This window comes from Variimorphobacter saccharofermentans, assembly GCF_014174405.1.
GTDB classification, from domain to species: Bacteria; Bacillota; Clostridia; order Lachnospirales; family Lachnospiraceae; genus Mobilitalea; species Mobilitalea saccharofermentans.
On the sequence record NZ_JACEGA010000001.1, the window covers coordinates 3239926 to 3262107 of the forward strand.

The following is a 22182-nucleotide window of genomic DNA, read 5'->3' on the forward strand; positions in this document are numbered from 1 at the left end:
GATTTTACTCGGTTTCGCTATGTTTTCCACAACTTTTAAAAGTTGTTTCAAATCTCTTTACATGCAGTTTTTATTATGCTATGTTTGACACATGATGATAGAAAACTATAGTGTAAACCAATTAACTAAATATACTAAGAAAGAGATCATAGATCTTTTTCTAAATCAGCAAGAGAGCCTAAAACTCCTTCGTGGGGAAATGGAGCTGCTAAACAAAAACATGAATCTATTATTAGAGCAGCTAAAGGTCTCCAATCAAGCAAGGTTTGGAAGTTCCTCTGAAAAGATTGATATAGAGATTTCAGAACAACTTCAATTATGTTTTAACGAAGCAGAGGTTACCATTGCTACTGCAGGAGAGATTGCAGAGCCAACAATAGAGCAAGTAGTGTCTGGGCATACACGTCGTGTAAAACCCCAAGGGAAACGAGATGCGGATTTGGAGGGGTTACCTATTCGTGTGGAGGAACACTTTCTTTCAGAGGAGAAGCTACAGGAACTTTTCGGTGGTAGCTATCGTAGGCTACCTGATGAAGTTTATAAAAAACTTGATTTTCATCCTGCAACCTTTGAAGTTGTAGAACATCACGTAGCCGTGTATTGCGGTAATAAAAATCAGACAATCGTACGGGCAGATCGTCCTTCAGAGCTATTGAAAAATAGCATTGTTACACCTTCGCTTCTTGCTGCAGTATTAAATGCTAAATATATAAACTCCCTACCTTTGTATCGTCTTGAGCAGGAATTTAAAAGGTATGATGTAAATATCTCAAGACAGGTAATGTCTAACTGGGTCATTACTGGAAGTGAACGATATTTATCGCTTCTTTATGACCGGATGCATGATGAGCTTTATAAAAGTCATGTGCTTCATGCAGATGAAACCCCATTTAAGGTAACAAAGGATGGACGTGATACCATGACCAATAGTTACATGTGGGTATATCGCTCTGGTAAGGATGGTGGAGGGCCCCCAGCAATCCTATATGAGTATCAGAAAACTCGTAAATCAGATCATCCTGCACAGTTCTTAAAGGAGTTCCAGGGCGTAGTGGTTTGTGATGGTTATCAAAGCTATCATAAGATAGCCAATGAGCGGCCTGATGAACTGAAAGTGGCAGGATGCTGGACTCATGCGAGAAGACGCTTCGCCCAGCTATGCAAAGCCCTTGGCAAAGAGAAAGCCAAAGGAACTCTAGCAGAAGCTGCAGTTGGTCAGATAGCAGCTATCTACCATGTGGATAATAGCCTATCAGATCTTAAACAAGATGAAAAACTACGTGAACGACAACTTCATGTCAAGCCTTTAGTAGAGGCCTTCTTTACGTGGGTAAAAGCCAATAGGCATACAGTTCCTGAAAAATCTGAAACAGGAAAAGCTTTTACTTATTGCATAAATCAAGAACAGTACCTACGTACTTTTCTAGAGGATCCAACAGTGCCCCTGGATAATAATTCTGCTGAAATAGCAATTCGCAGTTTTTGCGTTGGTAAACATAATTGGCACCTGATAGATACTATAAATGGAGCAAAGGCAAGCGCAATTGTGTACAGTATTGCAGAAACCGCAAAGGCAAACAACTTAAAACCTTATAATTATTTTAAATTTATCTTAGAAGAGATTCCTAAGTATGTAGATGGAAAGGATACAAAGTTCCTAGAAGACCTACTTCCATGGTCTCCAAATCTTCCAGATGAATGCAAAAAACAAAGTAATTAATAACTAGCCACCACAAGGTGGCTAGAATTTCATGATAGACAAGTGGTTTACCGTTTACTTTTTGTCAACGCATGACTTATAAAAAATAGGAGGAAGTGTCATCACTTACCTCCTATCTTTTTCCACTTGTATCCGTTAATAACATCTTTTAATATTCTTGTTTTTTCATATGAATAAATATTAGGCTGTATGCCTCTATTTTTTTTAGGAATATTTACAATTTCAAATTCTCCAGTTGTTATTCGGCATTTTACATGCCCCAGCTCTTTTCCTTTTCAAGCAAATTAAAAGAAGGTACTGAGTAAATCATTCTGATGCATTTTACGGCAGATTGTTTTATCCAGTACCTTCTTATGTTATCATAACTATGTTCCTAATAAATTAAGCAGCAGAAATCTCCCCGACCAAAGTTTGATTTCTGCCGCATGCTCAAGTCTGTGGTGAACCACAGCCTCACATGCTTATGATAACGATATCTACCGAATATTGCAATCCTATTTCACAAGATTCCTACGAAAATTTAATTAATTCTCTTCAATTCCACCAGTTGACCTGCACCTGTGGGCATTCTGCATGCCTTACGATTCATGGCTACTATGATCGTAACATAAAACTGAAGGACCATTCTGTTCTTTTACATATCTGCCGCGTAAAATGCAACCATTGTAATACAACACACGCCTTACTTCCATCGTTTATTGTTCCTTATTCACAGATCTCGTTACCTGATCAGGTGGATATCATTTCCTGTCATGAGAACTCTGGTAACTACTCCGATGTCATGGAGAGAACTCCCTCCATTGATGAAAACTGTATTCACTCTATCGTTCGCAGATATATCCACCACTGGCTTCAGCGGATTTTGTCTTTTAAGCTCTTTGTCTCCACATCCCACACCTTCATCCAGATCTGTTTTTTACATTACGGTCGCCAATTTATGCAGGTTAAAAAAACACCAAATATTTTATTTCTAACACCCACATAACCTTACACGACATCCCATATGGAACCTTCTATACTATAAGTGTATTCCGAATACACTTCAAAAAAACAAAGGAGGTTTCCATTATGACCCAGGAACAAACACATGAAATCGCACTAATGCGCTATTCTGTCATCGCACCACTCATCTCAGGACTTCAGGACAGCTTTTCATCCAATGAGGCTTTCTTTCGTGATGCCTCTGCAAGAGGTGTAATGGCACCGGATGGTACCACAAAACACTTTGCACCAACTACCATTAAGAAATGGTACAACCACTACAATAAAGGTGGCTTTGATGCTCTTGTTCCTTCCTCAAGAGCTGACCTTGGAAAACCCAGAAAACTTGATGATGAACTTCAGGAACAGATAAAATATCTTAAGACCAACTATCCACGAATGTCAGCTGCCGCTATTTACCGTCAGCTACGGGATAACGGAAGTATCCGTCCGGATGACCTGTCAGAATCAACGGTGAACCGCTATCTTAACTCTCTGGCTCTGGAAATGAAAACTACAACAAATCAGGATATGCGCCGTTATGAACGCCCGCACATTAATGAAGTCTGGTGTGGTGATAGTAGTGTTGGTCCTTACCTTAAGACAGTCGATGGAAAGAAACACAAGGTCTATATCATTGCCCTCATTGACGATGCCAGTCGTTTTATTGTTGGAATTGATATCTTCTTCAATGACAACTTTGTAAATCTGATGTCTGTTATGAAATCTGCGGTTGCAAAGTATGGCCGTCCACAGATGTTTAATTTCGATAACGGTTCCTCCTATAAGAATAAACAGATGGAACTTCTTGCAGCCCGTCTTGGTTCCATCATCCATTATGACCAACCGTATACTCCAACCCAGAAGGCAAAAATTGAGCGGTGGTTTCGGACCATGAAGGACCAATGGATGGCAGCCCTGGATATCCGCGACTTTCACTCACTTGACGAGCTTCGTGGAAACTTGATGGCTTATGTAAACCACTACAACCAGTCGGTTCATTCCTCTTTAAAAGGCAAGTCTCCGCAGGACCGATTTTTCTCAGAACCGGAACGCATCCGTCGTCTTTCCGAAGAAGAGATTGATCATAACTTCTTGCTTGAAATTGAACGTCGCGTTTCTGCCGACAGTGTTATTACCATTGACCAGGTGGAATACGAAGTCGACTGCCGTTTTGCAAAGCAGCGTATCCGTCTACGCTATTCTCCGGGTATGGAAGAAATCTTTATCGTGGAATCGGATGGAACACTTACTCCGATCCGACTGCTCAACAAGCATGAGAATGCATTTGTAAAACGTGAAAAAATACATTTATGTAGAGGTGATGAATAATGGATTATACGATTCGCTATGGTATGGAATTCAATCCATTTTTAAAGAATTCCAAAGAGATACTGATTCACACAAACGAATACAAGGAAACACAGTTCCGTCTGGACTATCTTGCAAAAACAAAGGGCTTCGGACTTCTTACTGGAAGCCCCGGCAGAGGCAAGACGACTGCTGTCCGAAACTGGGCAGTTACATTAAATCCTTCTCTTTACAAAGTGGTATACTCCAGCTTTTCCACCCTTACTGCCAATGATTTCTACCGGAATCTTGTAACAGAACTCGGGGCACAACCTGTGTTTCGTAAACCAGACAACTTCCGGATTATCCAGGATGAAATCACACGACTTGCTGTGGAAAAACGCAAAACTCCTGTCATCATCATAGATGAAGCGAATTACATCAATAATGCAATTCTGAATGATTTGAAGATCCTATTCAACTTTGAAATGGATTCCAAAGACCGGGCAGCTATTCTGCTCACTGGGCTTCCCACACTGAATTCCACGCTTAAGCTTGGTATTCATGAACCTCTTCGTCAGCGAATCGTCATGAATTACGAAATCGGTGGTCTGACCAAAGAAGAAGGACGCCAGTATATCTCTGAAAAATTAAAAAGTGCCGGCTGTAATCAGCCTGTTTTTGAGGATAACGCCATAGAAGCTGTCCTCAACGCAGCTGACGGTGTACCTCGTATGATAAACAAACTTTGCAATGCCTGTCTTCTTATTGGAGACAGTACGAGATCTGATATCATAACCTCTGATATCGTCATGAAAGCTGTCAATGACAGCGAACTTTAAAGGAGGCATTAATCATGGACCTTGACTATATCTGTACCGGGACAGAGGACATAGAACCAATACGTTGGAATGGACATATCAACCTATTAAGAAGTACGGATCCTTATGAACTTGAGGTCACAGCAAGGGATAGCAGCTTTCATATCCTTTGTGGGAAACATGAATATGGAAGCTACATCTGCATTCCTAATTGGAATATCGGAACCGAACTGGCCGGACTATCTGATCGTTTCTGGAATTTCGAGTGTCTGACAACGTATTATCCTGAGTTATCCCGGTGGATGCAATCAGCATTATCGACGCATTAGTAAAACTCAGTGAATATATATCAATCCAAGAAGAAGCAGGGTAACCTGCTTTTTCTGTCGTTCTAATAATCTGCACCATTTTGAATTGAACCAAATAGCTTGCATAAACTAGAGTTACTAAAGTGACTAAAAGAATAATCAGGAAACCGATTTAGGATAAAATAAACTGCATGGAACAGGAGCTTCTAATCTGCGGGACAACATCCAGTTTCATCAAGTAATAGTAGGCCTATATTATTTTTTATATATTCTTCTTTAATAATATTATTTTTTTAGTAACTCTTTCTTTATCCAATACAACAAATGAGTAGTCAGAAAAGCTCTTATTAAAAATTGCTTGTTCTAATGCTTCTTGCCATTTTTGAAGTTTTAATTCTAAAGTGATTATTTCTTCCGGTATTAATTTTCTCCATTCAGTAGCTATATACTTCTGTCTTGAAACCTTTAATATTAATTTCCTTTTTTCCAAGACTTCTAAACAATCAACAATTTTTTGCTTATCCATAAAAATATGTTTTTGCACTTTGTTTACAGTTATTTCGTCATATATTGAGAATAAAGCCAATATATCTAATATATAATTTTCTATATATTTAAATTTTTTCTCATACTCACTATCCAATAAACTAGATATTTTATCATCTTGAATTATAGCGACTACCAAATCAATCATACGATAATACACCGGTAATTCTTCTGCTATAATAAAATCGTCCTGATAAGAAATAGTTTTAAACAAAAATTCTTTTACATTACTTTTCATTTTAGGTGTCATCTCTTTTTCTAATGCAAAAGCCATATAATCACCTCACTGCTTTTTCTTAATATTATACCACTATTTTTTATTTATGAATTATCATAGTTTAACGATGATGTACTTTCTATCAACGACCATATGAGTTGGCCTATACCATTCTTTATGGTCAACTTTTTATATTATATCTAATCTTACTATAATATTCAATTAGGCAATATACACATGGTTGGATAGGGTCCTCAGGGTTTTAGGAAATTATATATATTCTTTAAAATACAAAGTACTTATTGTAATTGTGTTTTAATTTCTCATATGTTCAATAACATCATGAATTGGAATAAAGCCATGTTTAAATTCCGGGTCATTAGACTCATCGTCTTCCTCTAAACTAGTGACTCCACCTTTAATAATTCCCACAACTTCATGTAATAGGTCCAATACCACTCCACCACTAGCTCCTTTTGCAATCCTTCCACTTATTGTATATAATTCTTGTCCAAAATACGAAGTTTTGTTCGTAATATAGCATGTATGTATATATGGTGTATCTCCATCCATATAATTTGGATAACCAATAATAATAACTTTATCTCCAGCTTTTAAATTACTAGAATCGCCTAATTCAAAACCGTTTTGTGACTTATCAAAATTATTACATATATTAATATAGCAAGCATAATCAATTTCATAGCTTTCTTTATATAAATTCGAACTTTTTGTTATCACTCCAACTTGCTTGCCGGTATTTTTTTTAACAGAGTAGAAATTATCATCGGGTATAACATGGTAACTAGTCATTAAACCGTATGTTTTTAGTAAAAATCCGGAACCTTGCCTTGCAACGTTCTTACTCGTACATTGCAATATGAATATATTGTCGTCTATCATATTATGAAATTTGTCATACTCATCAATATTAAATATTTTTTTGTTAGAAATTATATTTAGTTGTTTTGCATATTTTAAAAATGTTGGATTATCATTACCTTTTATTAATTTAATATATCCAATTTTCCCTTTTAAGACTTGCTCAAACCAATTAGACACATCTTCTTTTCTGTCAACTTTGTCTTCATTTTGAATATATGCTTTTATACGATGATTATTGCATTTTCCCTTATTGACATATATTTTTGCACTATCATATATCCCTTTATTCTTACAACAATGTAATATTGCCCTAACTTCTTTTATATATTCTCGTTTTAAATTAGTAAATTTATTGACAACCAACCCTGTCACTTCTTGTCTTCGTCTGTTGTCCATCAGTCTAACTTTGTTCATATTTACAACAAAGTTATTCTTTTTTAATATAAACTCTAGCTCTTTACCAATATGTATATCACCTTTATCCAGATATACTAAGGCTTCAGGAAAGGAATTTTTATAACATGAAAAAGTTATATCATCTGCATATCGCGTATAAACAACTTGGTTCTTTTTAGCTAGGTGCGTCAACTGCGTATCTAATGGTGAGCAAATCATATTCGTTATAATTGGTGAAGTAGGAGCTCCTTGAGGTAATACACCACGATAACACGCAATTTGAGCGATTACCATCGCCGCTTCTTCTCCCAAATTATATGGTGGTTTCATGAATAACCCACGGACCCTACCAAAATGAATTTGTGTAAAAAAATCTTTTAAATCAATATTCAAAACATTTTTTCTTTTACAGTGGTTATCAGCATTTTGATAAATACTTTTATTTTTAACGAATCCATATGAAGCAGGTTTCACCTTATATGCTATATTAAGTATGTCTGCTAGTTTTCGTTGTATACTTCTAAGCTTTTTATTGGGTGCAGATATTTTTCTATATTCGCCATTTTTCTTAGGTATCTTAAATTCTGTATACATATTGTCTGGCTTTATTGCATATAAAAAATATCTAAGGCTTTTGTCTTCTATTTGTAAAATATCAGCGACATCTTCCCTAGATTGCATTTGATAAAACAGCTTTTCAGTTTCTATATCTGTTCTTGCATTAATCATTTTACGACTTGTTTCCCTTCTAAAATATATAGGAGAATTCTACCTTATCATTATTACATTATAGTATATATAATAATTAACATACAGCTGGATATCCTGTTGACATTCTTGTACATCGTTGCAGTATCACTAACGAAAATCAATTCTCCTATATATACATTATTATACCATTTTCTACAAATTTAATCAAACCATTCTAACAAATTCCTCCATCAAAATATAAATATGAACATTTTAATAAAAAGACACTACCATACATAATATGATAGTGCCTTCTACTGCCATATAACTATATCCAAGCCTCAACAGTAATATCATCCCACTGATTACGTCTCAGATACGCTCCATAGCTTTTTCTATATTCTTTTGCTTCATCAAAACTTATCGTATGCTCGAAGAGTTTGAATTCGCTTATCTTTGATTCAATGCTGCCTGTGCTGCTGCAAGTCTTGCGATCGGCACACGGAAAGGTGAACAGGATACATAGTTCAATCCTACCTTATGGCAGAACTCTACTGTAGAAGGATCTCCACCATGCTCACCGCAGATACCAAGCTTAATTGTAGGTCTGGTAGCACGTCCCTTTTCAGATGCCATCTTCACTAACTGACCAACACCTTCCTGGTCAAGTCTTGCAAATGGATCTGATTCATAGATCTTATTCTTGTAGTAAGCATCTAAGAACTTACCAGCATCATCACGAGAGAAACCAAATGTCATCTGTGTTAAATCGTTGGTACCGAAGGAGAAGAATTCTGCTTCTTCTGCGATTTCATCAGCAAGTAATGCTGCACGAGGAATCTCGATCATAGTACCTACATGATACTCGATATCGGAGCCCATTTCCTTCTTAACTGCTTCTGCTGTCTCAACAACTACTTCCTTAACATATTTTAACTCTCTCTTCTCACCAACAAGAGGTATCATGATTTCAGGAACAATATCGTAACCTTTTTCTTTCTTTACTTCAATAGCAGCTTCCATAACGGCTCTGGTCTGCATTTTTGCAATTTCAGGATAGGTTACTGCAAGACGGCAACCTCTGTGACCCATCATCGGGTTGAACTCATGTAAGGAATCACAGGTGTCTTTTACTTCCTGTACGGAAAGACCCATATCTTTTGCCAATGCAGCGATATCTGCTTCATCCGTAGGAACGAACTCATGTAACGGAGGATCTAAGAAACGGATAGTAACCGGTCTTCCTTCCATTACCTCATAAAGAGCCTTAAAGTCACCCTTCTGGAAAGGAATTAACTCATTTAATGCTGCTTCTCTTGCTTCTACTGTCTTACTTAAGATCATCTTTCTGATCTTAGGAATTCTATCAGCTTCGAAGAACATATGCTCTGTACGGCAGAGACCAATACCTTCTGCACCAAATTTTACAGCATTTGCTGCATCTGCAGGAGTATCTGCATTAGTTCTTACCTTTAAGGTTCTGATCTCATCAGCCCATTTCATAATTCTTTCAAAGTTACCACTGATGGAAGCTTCTACAGTAGGAATATCTCCAATGTAGATGTTACCTGTGGAACCGTCAAGGGAGATATAATCTCCTTCTTTTACTGTATTACCAGCTAATGTAAAGTATTTTTCCTCTTCATTAATTGTAATATCACCGCAACCAGATACACAAGCAGTACCCATACCACGAGCAACTACTGCTGCATGAGAAGTCATACCGCCACGTACAGTTAAGATACCTTCAGCTGCATGCATACCTTCGATATCTTCCGGTGATGTCTCAAGACGAACAAGAATTACTCTCTCGCCTTTTTCATGATGATTCTTAGCATCTTCTGCTGTAAAGTATACTCTACCAGCAGCTGCACCAGGAGATGCAGGTAATGCGCTTCCTACAGGCTTAGCTGCTTTTAATGCTGCAGCATCAAAGGTAGGATGTAATAACTGATCTAAGGATTTTGCTTCAATTCTCTTGATAGCCTCTTCCTTGGTAATCTTTCCTTCATCTACTAAATCACAAGCAATCTTCAAAGCAGCAGGTGCTGTTCTCTTACCGTTACGTGTCTGTAAGAAGTAAAGCTTCTTGTCCTCAATTGTGAACTCCATATCCTGCATATCTTTGTAGTGATTCTCAAGTAAGGTAGCAATTCTCATGAACTCTGCATAAGCTTCCGGCATATCTTCCTCTAACTTTGTGATAGGTTGAGGAGTTCTGATACCAGCAACTACGTCTTCACCCTGAGCATTGATTAAGTATTCACCATAAATCTTTGCTTCACCGGTGGAAGGATTACGAGTAAATGCAACACCAGTACCGGAAGTATCACCCATGTTACCAAATACCATAGCCTGAACGTTAACAGCAGTACCCCAATCACCAGGGATGTCATTCATTCTTCTATAGTAGATCGCACGAGGATTATCCCAAGAACGGAATACAGCGGTAACAGCTTCGATTAACTGATCTTCTGGATTCTGAGGGAAATCGGTGCCTTTTTCTTCTTTATAAAGAGCCTTAAACTGTGCAATAACTTCTTTTAAGTCTTCTGCAGTAAGCTCGGTGTCAAAATGAACACCCTTCTTTTCTTTGATTTCATCCAAAACTCTTTCGAACTTGGATTTGCTGATCTCCATAACTACGTCAGAGAACATCTGGATAAATCTTCTATAGGAGTCATATGCAAATCTCGGATTTCCTGTCTTCTTTGCAAAGCCTTCTACAGCTACATCTGTTAAACCTAAGTTCAGGATGGTATCCATCATACCAGGCATGGAAGCTCTAGCGCCAGAACGAACGGATACTAACAAAGGATTCTCGGTATCACCGAATTTCTTTCCCTGCTGTTCCTCAAGTTGCTTTAAGGCTGCAAAGATCTGATCCTTAATTTCATCTCTAATTTTCTTGCCACTATTGTAGTAATCTGTACAAGCTTCTGTCGTTACAGTAAATCCTTGAGGAATTGGAAGACCTAAATTAGTCATTTCTGCTAAGTTAGCGCCTTTACCACCAAGAAGGTTTTTCATATCTGCCTTACCTTCTTTAAACAAATATACCCATTTTGTCATTTTGTAAGTGCCCTCCTAATTAAATTATATATTTTACAATTTGCCTATGCATTATCAAGTCAGGACGATAAAAGTATTTTGTGATACTATTCACAAGATACTTTTATCATCCTGACATCATTTGGGTGTCAAAAGTACTCCGCAAACAAAATGAAAAGTAGCCTTAAACTATAAAATATACCACTTCATTCTGTTTGCGTAATACTTTTATCACCCAAAGGATAAATGCTATATTCAAATTATAACTCTCTTATGACGTTTTTAGTCACCAAGAAGCATTATAGCATATAATATCAAAAGAAGAAAAGACTTTTTTTCTAAAATTTAAACTTATTCTCAAAATATGTCTTTAAATCTTCTATTTTAATTCTTTCCTGCTGCATAGTATCTCTATCGCGAACAGTAACTGCTCCATCGGTCTCTGATTCAAAGTCATAGGTTATGCAGAATGGTGTTCCGATTTCATCCTGTCTGCGATAGCGTTTTCCAATATTTCCTCTGTCATCAAACTCACAATTATATGTCTTACATAACTCCATATAAATTTTCTCTGCAGGCTCTGACAGCTTCTTAGAAAGCGGAAGTACTCCAATCTTCACAGGAGCCAGTGCCGGATGGAAATGTAATACGGTACGAATATCGCCCTCTTCAATCTCTTCCTCATCGTAAGCAGCGCACAAGAATGCCAGTACAACACGGTCAGCACCTAGTGAAGGCTCTACTACATAAGGAATGTAGCGTAATTTCTTCTCATCATCATAATAGCTCATGTCTTCTTTTGATACATTTTGATGTTGTGTCAAGTCGTAATCAGTACGATCGGCAATACCCCAAAGCTCACCCCAGCCAAATGGGAATAAGAACTCTATATCCGTAGTAGCTTTACTATAGAAGGATAACTCCGCCGCATCATGATCTCTGACTCTAATCTCTTCATCTTTCATACCAAGGCTCTTCAGCCAGTCAATACAGAACTGTCTCCAATATGCAAACCATTCTAAATCCGTATCCGGTTCACAGAAAAACTCTAATTCCATCTGTTCAAATTCTCTGGTACGGAATGTAAAGTTACCTGGCGTAATCTCATTACGGAAGGACTTACCAATTTGACCAATGCCGAATGGAATCTTCTTACGAGAGGTTCTCTGCACATTCTTAAAGTTAACGAAAATACCCTGTGCTGTTTCTGGTCTCAGATAAACTACATTCTTAGCATCTTCTGTAACTCCCTGGAAGGTTTTAAACATCAGGTTGAACTGACGAATATCGGTAAAATTGTGTTTACCACAAGTAGGACATACGATATTATGCTCCTCGATATATTTTTTCATATCCTCATTGGACCATGCATCTACAGACCCCTCGATAATAATTCCCTTCTCCTGATTATAATCTTCAATTAGTTTATCAGCACGAAAACGCTCATGGCACTCTTTACAATCCATCAAAGGATCGGAAAAGCCTCCTAAGTGTCCGGATGCCACCCATGTCTGAGGATTCATTAAAATAGCACAATCAACACCAACATTATAAGGATTCTCTTGAATAAACTTCTGCCACCATGCTTTTTTTACGTTGTTTTTCAGTTCAACACCGAGATTTCCGTAATCCCAAGTGTTAGCAAGTCCACCATAAATCTCTGAACCTGGATACACAAATCCTCTTGCTTTTGCTAATGCCACAATTTTATCCATTGTCTTTTCCATATATTTCATCCTCACATTATATATTTTTTTAGGCAATTACGAAACGTAATCATTGTGGCTATTGTGGATACAGTGGACGCATGTTCCGAAGCAAACCATAGCGGAAGGAGCGGGTTTGTGCAGGAATATATATCTGCCGTATGCACAATTAAGATATCTTCAGAGTTTCGCAATTACCTATTTTATTTTTCAGAACCGATCAATACGATCAAGTTATTTTCAAGGTTTAAATACCACTACTGTAGTGCCTTCTGCTGCACTTTGAACTTTATTATCATCAACAAGCACTGCATTATCGGAGTAAAACATTACTTTACCATCAACGAAAATATCATATGGTTCATTGATTACTAATACTTTATATTTTTCATTTTGTATTACCTTTTGGGTATCAGCAACTGAATCCTTCTTTACATTCTTTAAGGTTGCCGGCAGTTCCAAAGGAATCTCACTAACTCCTCCATTGAAATAAGCTGCTGTCACCTGATTAAACGCAGCATATTGATCCATTCCCGAATATGATAACAATAATATCGCTTTTCCATCACGATTTGCTGACTGCATTAATGCTATATGATCACCGCCGGCTTTTTGGTTATATTCTTTAATCTTATTTGCGGCAAATTCCTCCATTTCGGAAATGTCATAATAGGATTTATCAAACTCCTCCACCATTGCAACATTTAACTCTCCGTTTGCTTTGGCAAGTAATGTATTCACTGATACATCATCCACTGTAATTATGACTTCTTTTCTTGAACAACCAGCTGTTCCGATTATAATCATCAGCATAGTTAAGCAAAGAACTACTCTTTTCATAACAACCTCCATCTGCCTTCTTACAGGCATTAAAATCTATAAAAGGACTCCTTGCATGAGTCCATACCATTTTAACCTTAAAGTTTGATAATTTCAACCAGTATTTTAAAAATGTTTGTATCAAGTGTTCTAAATATCCCGTATCATTTCCAAGGACTTAAACTCATGATCCACATAACGTTCCAAATATCGTTTCACACAACGATTTAGTTCCTGTAATACCTCTCCCGTTACCTTGAATGTATACAGCTTTTCAATCTCCTTCGAGATTATGTATTGCATTGTATAGAGAGTTGAGGTTCCAATTCGTATTGCACTCTTATCGTTTATTTTACACGCATCGCATAATATACCACCCTGTTCCGTGCTAAAATAATAAATATTCCGATTGTTTTCTGAGGTATATTTACCATTACACTTTACACATTGGAAAACCTGAGGTGTTACACCACAGACCGATATTAGCTTCAACTCATATGTTACCCGAATTAAATTTACTTCAATCGTTTTCTTCGATAGAATCCTCATGGTTTGATACAGAAGCTTCAGAACTTCCTTTTCATCATTATTTTCCTTCGTTAAGTAATCTGCAAATTCACAAAAATAAAAGGCATAACAAAGACTGCTAAAATCTTCCCGAAGTTCTCCGAAATAATTGGATATCTCTGCGGATATAATGTTATAAGAGGATCTTCCCACATATAATGAAAACTCGCCAAACGAAAATGGTTGGCTACACGCCAATAAGGCGCTGTTTGGTTTACGAGCGCCTTTGGCAAATGCAGATATTTTTCCGTATTCCTTCGTTAATATGACCAGCCGCTTGTCATATTCACCAACCGGCATGGCCGATAAAACCATTCCCGTCACGGTAGTTGATACCGGCAACCATTCCACCTTCTTTATCCCTATCCATGCTCCGTCCGGAAGTATCCACGGCTTGTATAATATCCTCCATGCTTTCTTCCTGTGTACATGCAATGTAATGTAAGTAATCGTCTATCTTTCCTGTTTTTACAAATGTTTTCCAATAATCATAATTCTTCATAAATGAGCCCCCTAACCATGATATCTTTTAAAAACAGATATGTTTGCCTTTTGTACTTTTCACATTTTCTGTTATATCATTAGGTTTCCCTTTTTTAGTGAAAATAAACTGGTTAGAATATCCCATTTAAAATTGTTAAATTTTGCTTGACAAATACATAAGTTATTTATTGATACCGTTTTTATTACTCATCCCGCCGATAGCCGTAGTTTTTTATCAAGAAATCACTATCACGCCAGTCTTTCTTAACCTTAACCCATAGCTGCAGGTTTACTTTACAGTCAAGTAAATTCTCGATTTCTTGTCTCGCCTGAGTACCAATTTTCTTTAACATGCTTCCGCCCTTTCCGATAATGATTCCCTTATGAGAATCACGTTCGCAAACTATAGTAGCATCAATATCAATCATTCCTCCGGATTCATAATCATTTCTTGGATTTTCCGGCCGCTCCTTCATTCGCTCAATACCCACCGCAATCCCGTGGGGGATTTCATCATCCAGAAGTCGCAATGCCTTCTCTCGGATCAGTTCGGCCACAATCTGACGCTCTGGCTGATCTGTAATCGTATCTTCATCATAATATTGAGGACCTTCCGGCAAATTTTGAAATAATACATCCAGCAGAACTTTGGTATTCTCTCCTTTCAGGGCGGATACCGGAATGATCTCTTTAAAATTGCAGATATCCTTGTAGGTCGCAATAATAGCGAGGATTTCTTCCTTCTTCACAGTGTCAATTTTATTAATTACTAAGAAGATCGGAGTTTTCACCTTTTTCAGCTGCTCTGCTATATATTGCTCTCCTGCTCCGATATAGGTAGTCGGTTCCACCAGCCAGAGAACCAAATCAACCTCGTTCATGGTCCTCTCGGCAACATTCACCATAAACTCCCCTAGCTTATTCTTAGCCTTGTGTATTCCAGGTGTATCTAAGAAGATAATCTGACCGCGGTCCTCTGTATAAACCGTCTGTATTCGGTTTCTTGTTGTCTGAGGCTTCTCCGAGGTAATTGCAATCTTCTGCCCTATCAGTTGATTCATCAGAGTTGACTTTCCCACATTCGGTCTCCCGATTAATGTTACAAACCCTGATTTATACTTTGTATTCTTCATCCTTCCTCCAATATCTTTCTGCTTTCTTGTGAAATCAGCTCTTCATTAAGTATTTAACTTCCTTGAACAAATCTTTATTATCGTTTACTTTACCTTCATTACCTATTACACAGATATGACCAGCATCCAGAACTGCTTGAACAATCTTATACAGAGCCTGAATGTCTGAGACGGTAACATTCAATACCTCATCCCGTTCCTTCTGTAAATCTGCTTCCGTCAGCCCTGCAAGATACATACTCAGGGACCGTTTGCCCTTCGCCTGCGGGGTAAGCGGTGTATCCAGTGTACTAAAGGTTCCGATGATATACTTGGTAATATCCCTCTCATCCGCATAGAAATTCTTTACATACTCCGGAATTCTCTTATAGATATCATTGGTCTCTGCTAAATTCGGGTCACGATAGGAAGTAAAAAATGCATCTCCATCCACGCCTGAGAAACCGCACATACATCCGTAGGCACCACCCTTTACTCTTACATTAATCCAGAGATAATCATAGCTTAGTATGGTTTTTAACACCTTAAGGGCCCCGGTGTACTCAAAACCTGCTTTCAGGAAGTTACCCGTTCTGGCAACATATTGTACCTGCATTGCCGACTTAAAGCCTTCATTAAGACAAACAGGTTTTAAGGATGAAGTATCATAAGCGGCAAATAGCTTTTCATCCACATGAGGAATCAGAGTATCTGTAAAATCAGGCAGCTTCTCTTCAAAGCGTTGATATCCCTCTGCGTCTGAAGTTATACTGATTAACAGGTTCTTCCTGGTAAAGATCATTTGCAGCAACTGCTTCATTTTTTCAATTGCTTCCTCTGCCCTAGTTTGGAAGTTCTCTGTCAAATCCTCAATGAATTTATAAAATGCAATACCTGTTGTTACTTCTTTAAAAAGACCATGTACGGAATAATAGGACATGGCACGGTCCACTGCAACTGAATGGCCGGAAGAATTAAAATGCATCTGCAATTTAGACTTCATTTCATCGACAATTTCCTTCAGTCGTTTTTTATCATCTAATTTAGTGCGATGAATCATTTCCTGAAGCAGACGGAACGCTTCCTGCATTTTATCATACAGAACCTTCGTTGAAAACTCAAAAACCGGATAGTAAGTATCCGTGTTACCTTTTATAGAAAAGCTTCGTACATTTGCAGATATTCCACCGGTATGAATATTCACCTCATTTGACAACTCTAAATACGAGTAATTCTGAGTATCGGAATATCCTAACACAAAGGACAATAATGATGCGTAGGGCAACAACTCCTTAGGGATATCATCTACACGAAACAACAGTCTTAAATATGCTATTTTATTAGTGTATATGTCATGATGAATAACCTTAATTCCATTCACATCATGCTCTGTGTTGTACAAAGGCTCCACTTCACGCCGAATATCCTCACGGGTTAACAACGGGATTTTCTCCAACTCCTCCTTTGTAGAAGGTGTTTCCTGATACTCAGCCAATTGAATTGTGTCGTTTACTAATCTGCGGATTTCTTCCTTTGAAAGGGTTGCTTTATAAGCAGCTAATTTTGCTTTCAGCTCTTCCTCTTTCTGGGCAAGGAGACCCTTCTTAGGTTTTAAAATCACTACGGAGTTATGGGTATTCTCCAACAGATATTCTTTAATAAGCTTTTCATAATAGCCTGTTCCGATTTTCTCTTTCAGGAAGGCATATCCTGTTGTATCCTTCAGGTGAAGGAAGGGTTTCTTATCATCATAGAGCCAGCTGCTCATGGCACGAAGTCCATACATAAGTCCCTTCGGGAATTGACCATAATCGGCTTCACGATACTTAAACTCATAGAAGTTAATGGCTGCCTGTAAAGACTTCTCATCCAAGCCCTTTGTACCAAGCTCCTCCAGAACCCTCCGAATAACGGAAATAAACTGCTCCTTCTTGCTTTCCTCTGAATTCTTCGCAATAATCGTAAAAGTAGGTTGTAATATCTCATCCTCATAGCTTCCGAGAATATCCTTGCCTATCCCTTCATCCAATAAAGCCTGTTTAATCGGGGCTCCGGGGGCCTGAAGCAAAACATAGTCAAGTATTTGAAAGGCAAGCCCTAGCTCTTTATCCAGCGTTGTTCCGATTACCGTATTCAGACTTAGGTAGGTATTCTCCTTGGTATCCTCATCTTCACTGAGAGAATAATAAGCTTCTATTTCCTTTGTTACGTCAAAGCCCTTCTGCATTTGTACTTCAGAAGGTACCTCCAAACGGTCATATTGATTCAGGTATTCTTTATCCAGCCAATTCAGCCTCTCTTCAAAATCCATATCTCCATATAGATAAATGTAGCTGTTGGATGGATGATAGTAGGTCTTATGGAAATCAATAAATTCTTCATAAGACAACTCAGGAATAAACTCCGGATCTCCGCCTGACTCTACTCCATATGCAGTGTCCGGGAACAATGAATTCTGAATTAACCGGAATAGCTGGGATTCTGGAGATGAAAATGCTCCCTTCATCTCATTATAAACGACTCCGTTATACTTTAATTCTGCATCCTCGCTCTCTAAATCATAATGCCAGCCTTCCTGAAGAAATATTTCCTTACGATCATAAATATTGGGATAAAGCACTGCATCCATATAAACATGCATCAGATTTTTGAAGTCCTGATCATTCATGCTAGCGATCGGATATACTGTCTTATCCGGATATGTCATTGCATTAAGGAATGTATTTAAAGAACCCTTTGCCAATTCAACAAAGGGATCCTTAGCAGGGAAATTCTTCGATCCACACAACACGGAATGCTCAATAATGTGAGCAACACCAGTGCTGTTGGCCGGTGGTGTACGAAATCCTATGGAAAATACTTTATTTTTATCATCATTCGCAATAAGAGCTACCCTGGCACCGGTCTTTTTATGAACCAGCAGGGTTCCTATTCCATTTAAATCCTCCAGTTTTTCCTCAAATATGAATTCATATGAGGATGGAATTTTCTTATTCATCATATTTGCCTCCGTCCTATCAGTCTATTATTCATAACTTAGTAATCTGTAGTGATACCTATTATTAAGTATGGTAATTTATAGTATGTGCTTATTCATAATAACATAAAATAATGGATTTGTCATTTTAATCATTCGCCACTTTTATCCATATTTATATATGTATTCCGTTGATAATTACAGATATTCCGCTTTAAAATTTTCCATAATATTACATTCATCCTTTGGTAAAAATGACGAATTATATATTCAATATGCTAAAATTATTACAAAATGTAACAAAACTTGTTTGACAATTACCTTCATTTATGTTAAATTTAGTCTATCATTACTAATAGTGGTAATGTAATTAATTATGTTTTAGGAGGCTTTTATGAAGACGGGTACAGTTAAGTGGTTCAATGCTAAGAAGGGTTTTGGTTTTATTTCTGATGAAGAAGGAAATGATGTATTCGTACATTTCTCAGCACTTTTAATGGATGGATTTAAAGTGCTTGAAGAAGGCGAAAAGGTTGAATTCGAAGTTGTTGAGGGTGAAAAAGGTCCTCAGGCAGCAAATGTAACCAAGTTATAATCACAGCAAATAAAAGTAATTTTTATATATATGTGAATATCTTGTACAGTCACCATATTTAAAAGTTATGCGTGGAAGATTGTAACCTACAGTATACATAACAACTTTTGCAGAATAGAACAATTCTTTTTAATATTGTACAACAAAAGAAATAACACTGGGTTTGGTAGCCTGTTCGAATATACTCGATTGGCTGAACCACAGTGTTATTTCTATTTATATTACCCTATTTAGTGTTTAAAATGACGCATACCGGTAAAGATCATTGCTATTCCATATTCATTACACTTTTTAATTGAATCTTCATCCCGGTTAGCACCACCCGGCTGAATAATTGCCGTAATACCAGCCTTATGAGCTGCTTCTACACAGTCATCAAAGGGGAAGAATGCATCGGATGCCAGTACTGCGCCCCGGGTTACTCCTTCACCAATAAGCTCGTTGGCATGTTCGACGGATTGCTGTGTCGCCCAGATACGATTTACCTGTCCCGGTCCGATACCTAAAGTCTGCTTGTCCTTGGCAATCGCAATACCATTGGACTTTACAAACTTTACAACTCTCCATGCAAATTTTAGATCTTCCATTTCTTTTGCCGATGGGGCACGATCTGTTACCACTATTAACTCCTCTTCATTGTAAAGCTTGCTGTCGATGGTCTGAACGATTAATCCACCATTTACCTTCTTCAAATCATAAGCATCTTCCTGCTGAGGAACCTCGATATCCTTCAGCTGTAAAAGTCTGATATTCTTCTTAACGGTCAATACCTCCAAAGCGGCCTTCTCGTAGGAAGGAGCTACTACTACTTCAAGAAAGATGTTCTTCATTTCCTCTGCCATAGCAAGGGTAACCTCACGATTAATTACTACGATTCCGCCGAAGATAGAGGTTTTATCCGCTTCAAAGGCTTTCTTCCATGCGTCATAGATATTGTCAGCACTTCCGACACCACAAGGATTACCATGCTTGCAGGCAACAACGGTCGGTTCTGTAAATTCTTTCAGCAATTCAAGAGCACCATTGGTATCATTAATATTATTAAAGGATAATTCCTTTCCGTGTAGCTGAACCGCATCAGTGATGGAACCCTTCTTATTACCAATCTCCCTATAAAATGCAGCTGCCTGGTGGGGGTTCTCACCATATCTCATATCCTGAACCTTTTCAAAGGTCATTGTTAAGGTCTCAGGCAGTTCCTTATCATTTCTTTCTCTCTTTAAATAATCTGCGATCATGGTATCATAGGAGGAAGTATGCATAAATACCTTCTGCATTAGGTAAAACTTGGTATCAAGCGAAACCTCTTTGTTCTCCTTTAACTCCGTTAAAACTTTTTCATAATCTCTAGGATCCACAACCACAGCAACATCCTGATAGTTCTTTGCTGCAGAACGAAGCATAGTAGGCCCGCCAATGTCTATATTCTCTACTGCTTCGGCACGAGTTACATTCTCTTTTAGTATAGTAGCTTTAAACGGATACAGATTTACAACCACCATATCGATTGTTTCAATTCCTAAGTCCGCAATCTGTTTCATATGGGAAGGATTACTTCTCATTGCCAGCAAGCCTGCGTGGACAGTGGGGTGGAGTGTCTTCACTCTTCCATCCAGGCATTCCGGAAATCCGGTTAACTCCGAAATCTCAATTGCAGGAATACCCGCTTCCTTAAGCTTGCCATAGGTTCCTCCTGTGGATATAATTTCAATTCCAAGGGATACTAGCTCTTTTGCAAACTCTACTATTCCAGTTTTGTCCGATACGCTGATTAATGCTCTCATGACTTATCTCCTTTTTCTCCATATGTTAATTAGGTAATTGCGAAACTATACAACAGAAAATACGCTTTGCGAACTTTCTGTTGTCATGAATAATTGTGATCATTGTGGATACAGTGGATACATATTCCGAAGCAAACCATAGCGGAAGGAGCGGGTTTGCGTAGGAATATGTATCTGCTGTATACACAATTAAGGCTTCTTCAGAGTTTCGCAATTGCCTGCATATGTTAATAGTTTAGTAACTATAGAAAATATTACACTAACGTTGATTTGATTTCAATTCATTATTACTAATGTATCTTATCGTTATTTCTAATATATAATATTAGCATCTGTAATTATCCCTCCTGAAATTAATCGAAACAAACCTATAACTGTTATAATCATCACCATTTAGCTGAATCCCATTTAGATTATGATCATAATAGGGTTAATAAGTATAAGGTTATTGTTGCAATAACTTGTAAATTATACTATAATTCGTTTGTATAAAAACAAGAATAGTCCTGTAGTTGTAGTATATACAGCCGCAATACGGAGTCTATGGAGGCATATATGAAGCGGTTTAAGATCACCGATGTCTTGATCGGAATTATATTCACTTTATTTTTTATATCTCTGGCTGTTGTGATTACGATAAACTTCCGACCACTATATTATATTGATATTGGACTTCTGGATATCGAATCAGCCTCCGGCTTGAGTAAGGATGTTATAAAGGAGAACTATAATGCATTAATCGACTACTCCTCTCCTTTCTATCGGGGAGAGTTAAAGTTCCCCTCCTTACCGTCCTCCGCTAGCGGTATAAAGCATTTTGATGAAGTAAAGAATATTTTTACATGCTTTTACATTCTTGGTGCCGTTACCCTCATTCTTGCAATTATTATAGCTGTTCAGAAAAGAAAGTATAAAGACTTCAGCTATCTAAAGGTCACATCAATTACTGCTGTTGTATTACCCCTTTTAGTCGGTTTATCTGTTATGATTGATTTCGACCGTGCTTTTGTAATATTTCATAAACTATTCTTCCGCAATGATGATTGGCTGTTTGACCCTGTCACCGACCCGGTGATAACCATCCTCCCAGATACCTTTTTTCTACACTGTGCTCTTATGATCATCGTTCTTGTCTTATTATCGAGTATGATATGTCTGGTTATCTTTATTAAAAGTAAGCGGCATTTAAGTATAAAATATCGTAAAAATAAAGGTTTGAAACTATGAAACACAT

The 22182-nt window shown here is 37.6% G+C and carries 17 protein-coding genes; 7 read left to right on the forward strand and 10 right to left on the reverse strand.

Annotated elements, in window-relative coordinates; genetic code table 11:
• The first annotated feature begins 94 nt into the window (after window positions 1–94).
• The 5 genes from tnpC to H0486_RS14115 all read left to right on the forward strand — a co-directional run bounded on the left by tnpC (window position 95) and on the right by H0486_RS14115 (window position 5141).
• Window positions 95–1720, forward strand: coding sequence for an IS66 family transposase (gene tnpC, locus H0486_RS14100; protein ID WP_228354333.1), 1626 nt, complete (start codon window positions 95–97; stop codon window positions 1718–1720).
• Between the two features lie 463 nt (window positions 1721–2183).
• Window positions 2184–2705: a DUF6431 domain-containing protein gene (locus H0486_RS18815; protein WP_408647633.1), complete on the forward strand. Its 522-nt coding sequence runs from the start codon at window positions 2184–2186 to the stop codon at window positions 2703–2705.
• Between the two features lie 83 nt (window positions 2706–2788).
• Window positions 2789–4033 carry a helix-turn-helix domain-containing protein gene (locus H0486_RS14105; RefSeq protein ID WP_228353597.1) on the forward strand — a complete coding sequence of 415 codons (1245 nt, stop codon included), beginning with the start codon at window positions 2789–2791 and terminating at the stop codon, window positions 4031–4033.
• Window positions 4033–4833 carry an ExeA family protein gene (locus tag H0486_RS14110; RefSeq protein WP_228353598.1) on the forward strand — a complete coding sequence of 267 codons (801 nt, stop codon included), beginning with the start codon at window positions 4033–4035 and terminating at the stop codon, window positions 4831–4833. The genes H0486_RS14105 and H0486_RS14110 overlap by 1 nt, the downstream gene beginning before the upstream one ends.
• A 14-nt stretch (window positions 4834–4847) precedes the next feature.
• Entirely contained in the window at window positions 4848–5141 is a 294-nt protein-coding gene (locus tag H0486_RS14115; protein ID WP_228353599.1) for a DUF6618 family protein, read from the forward strand.
• Between the two features lie 241 nt (window positions 5142–5382).
• Here the strand turns inward: H0486_RS14115 and H0486_RS14120 are convergent, their stop codons facing one another.
• From H0486_RS14120 to H0486_RS14160, 9 genes are all read right to left on the reverse strand, one after another.
• The gene (locus tag H0486_RS14120; RefSeq protein ID WP_228353600.1) at window positions 5383–5940 is read right to left on the reverse strand and encodes a hypothetical protein; all 558 of its coding nucleotides are present in this window, start codon (window positions 5938–5940) and stop codon (window positions 5383–5385) included.
• A 258-nt stretch (window positions 5941–6198) separates the two neighbouring features.
• On the reverse strand, window positions 6199–7893 hold the full coding sequence (locus H0486_RS14125; protein ID WP_228353601.1) for a reverse transcriptase domain-containing protein: 1695 nt from the start codon (window positions 7891–7893) through the stop codon (window positions 6199–6201).
• Between the two features lie 411 nt (window positions 7894–8304).
• On the reverse strand, window positions 8305–10926 hold the full coding sequence (gene ppdK / locus H0486_RS14130) for a pyruvate, phosphate dikinase (protein WP_228353602.1): 2622 nt from the start codon (window positions 10924–10926) through the stop codon (window positions 8305–8307).
• Between the two features lie 317 nt (window positions 10927–11243).
• Window positions 11244–12632, reverse strand: coding sequence for a glycine--tRNA ligase (locus H0486_RS14135; protein ID WP_228353603.1), 1389 nt, complete (start codon window positions 12630–12632; stop codon window positions 11244–11246).
• A 219-nt stretch (window positions 12633–12851) separates the two neighbouring features.
• A complete protein-coding gene (locus H0486_RS14140) occupies window positions 12852–13451 on the reverse strand; it encodes a hypothetical protein (protein ID WP_228353604.1) in 600 nt (199 codons plus the stop codon).
• Window positions 13452–13580: 129 nt separating this feature from the next.
• Entirely contained in the window at window positions 13581–14339 is a 759-nt protein-coding gene (gene recO, locus H0486_RS14145; protein ID WP_228353605.1) for a DNA repair protein RecO, read from the reverse strand.
• Window positions 14284–14499: a hypothetical protein gene (locus tag H0486_RS14150; RefSeq protein WP_228353606.1), complete on the reverse strand. Its 216-nt coding sequence runs from the start codon at window positions 14497–14499 to the stop codon at window positions 14284–14286. The genes recO and H0486_RS14150 overlap by 56 nt, the downstream gene beginning before the upstream one ends.
• Before the next feature lie 184 nt (window positions 14500–14683).
• Window positions 14684–15613: a GTPase Era gene (gene era, locus H0486_RS14155; protein ID WP_228353607.1), complete on the reverse strand. Its 930-nt coding sequence runs from the start codon at window positions 15611–15613 to the stop codon at window positions 14684–14686.
• A gap of 34 nt (window positions 15614–15647) precedes the next feature.
• Complete coding sequence (locus H0486_RS14160; RefSeq protein ID WP_228354445.1) at window positions 15648–18590, reverse strand: insulinase family protein; 2943 nt, start codon at window positions 18588–18590, stop codon at window positions 15648–15650.
• A gap of 373 nt (window positions 18591–18963) precedes the next feature.
• Between H0486_RS14160 and H0486_RS14165 the strand changes: the two genes are divergently transcribed.
• Complete coding sequence (locus H0486_RS14165) at window positions 18964–19164, forward strand: cold-shock protein (protein ID WP_228353608.1); 201 nt, start codon at window positions 18964–18966, stop codon at window positions 19162–19164.
• A 230-nt stretch (window positions 19165–19394) separates the two neighbouring features.
• Here the strand turns inward: H0486_RS14165 and purH are convergent, their stop codons facing one another.
• Window positions 19395–20948 (reverse strand): bifunctional phosphoribosylaminoimidazolecarboxamide formyltransferase/IMP cyclohydrolase, encoded by a 1554-nt coding sequence (purH, locus tag H0486_RS14170; RefSeq protein WP_228353609.1) that lies wholly within the window; start codon window positions 20946–20948, stop codon window positions 19395–19397.
• A 555-nt stretch (window positions 20949–21503) separates the two neighbouring features.
• Here purH and H0486_RS14175 point away from each other — a divergent pair.
• Window positions 21504–22175: a TIGR01906 family membrane protein gene (locus tag H0486_RS14175; RefSeq protein WP_228353610.1), complete on the forward strand. Its 672-nt coding sequence runs from the start codon at window positions 21504–21506 to the stop codon at window positions 22173–22175.
• Window positions 22176–22182 lie beyond the last annotated feature (7 nt).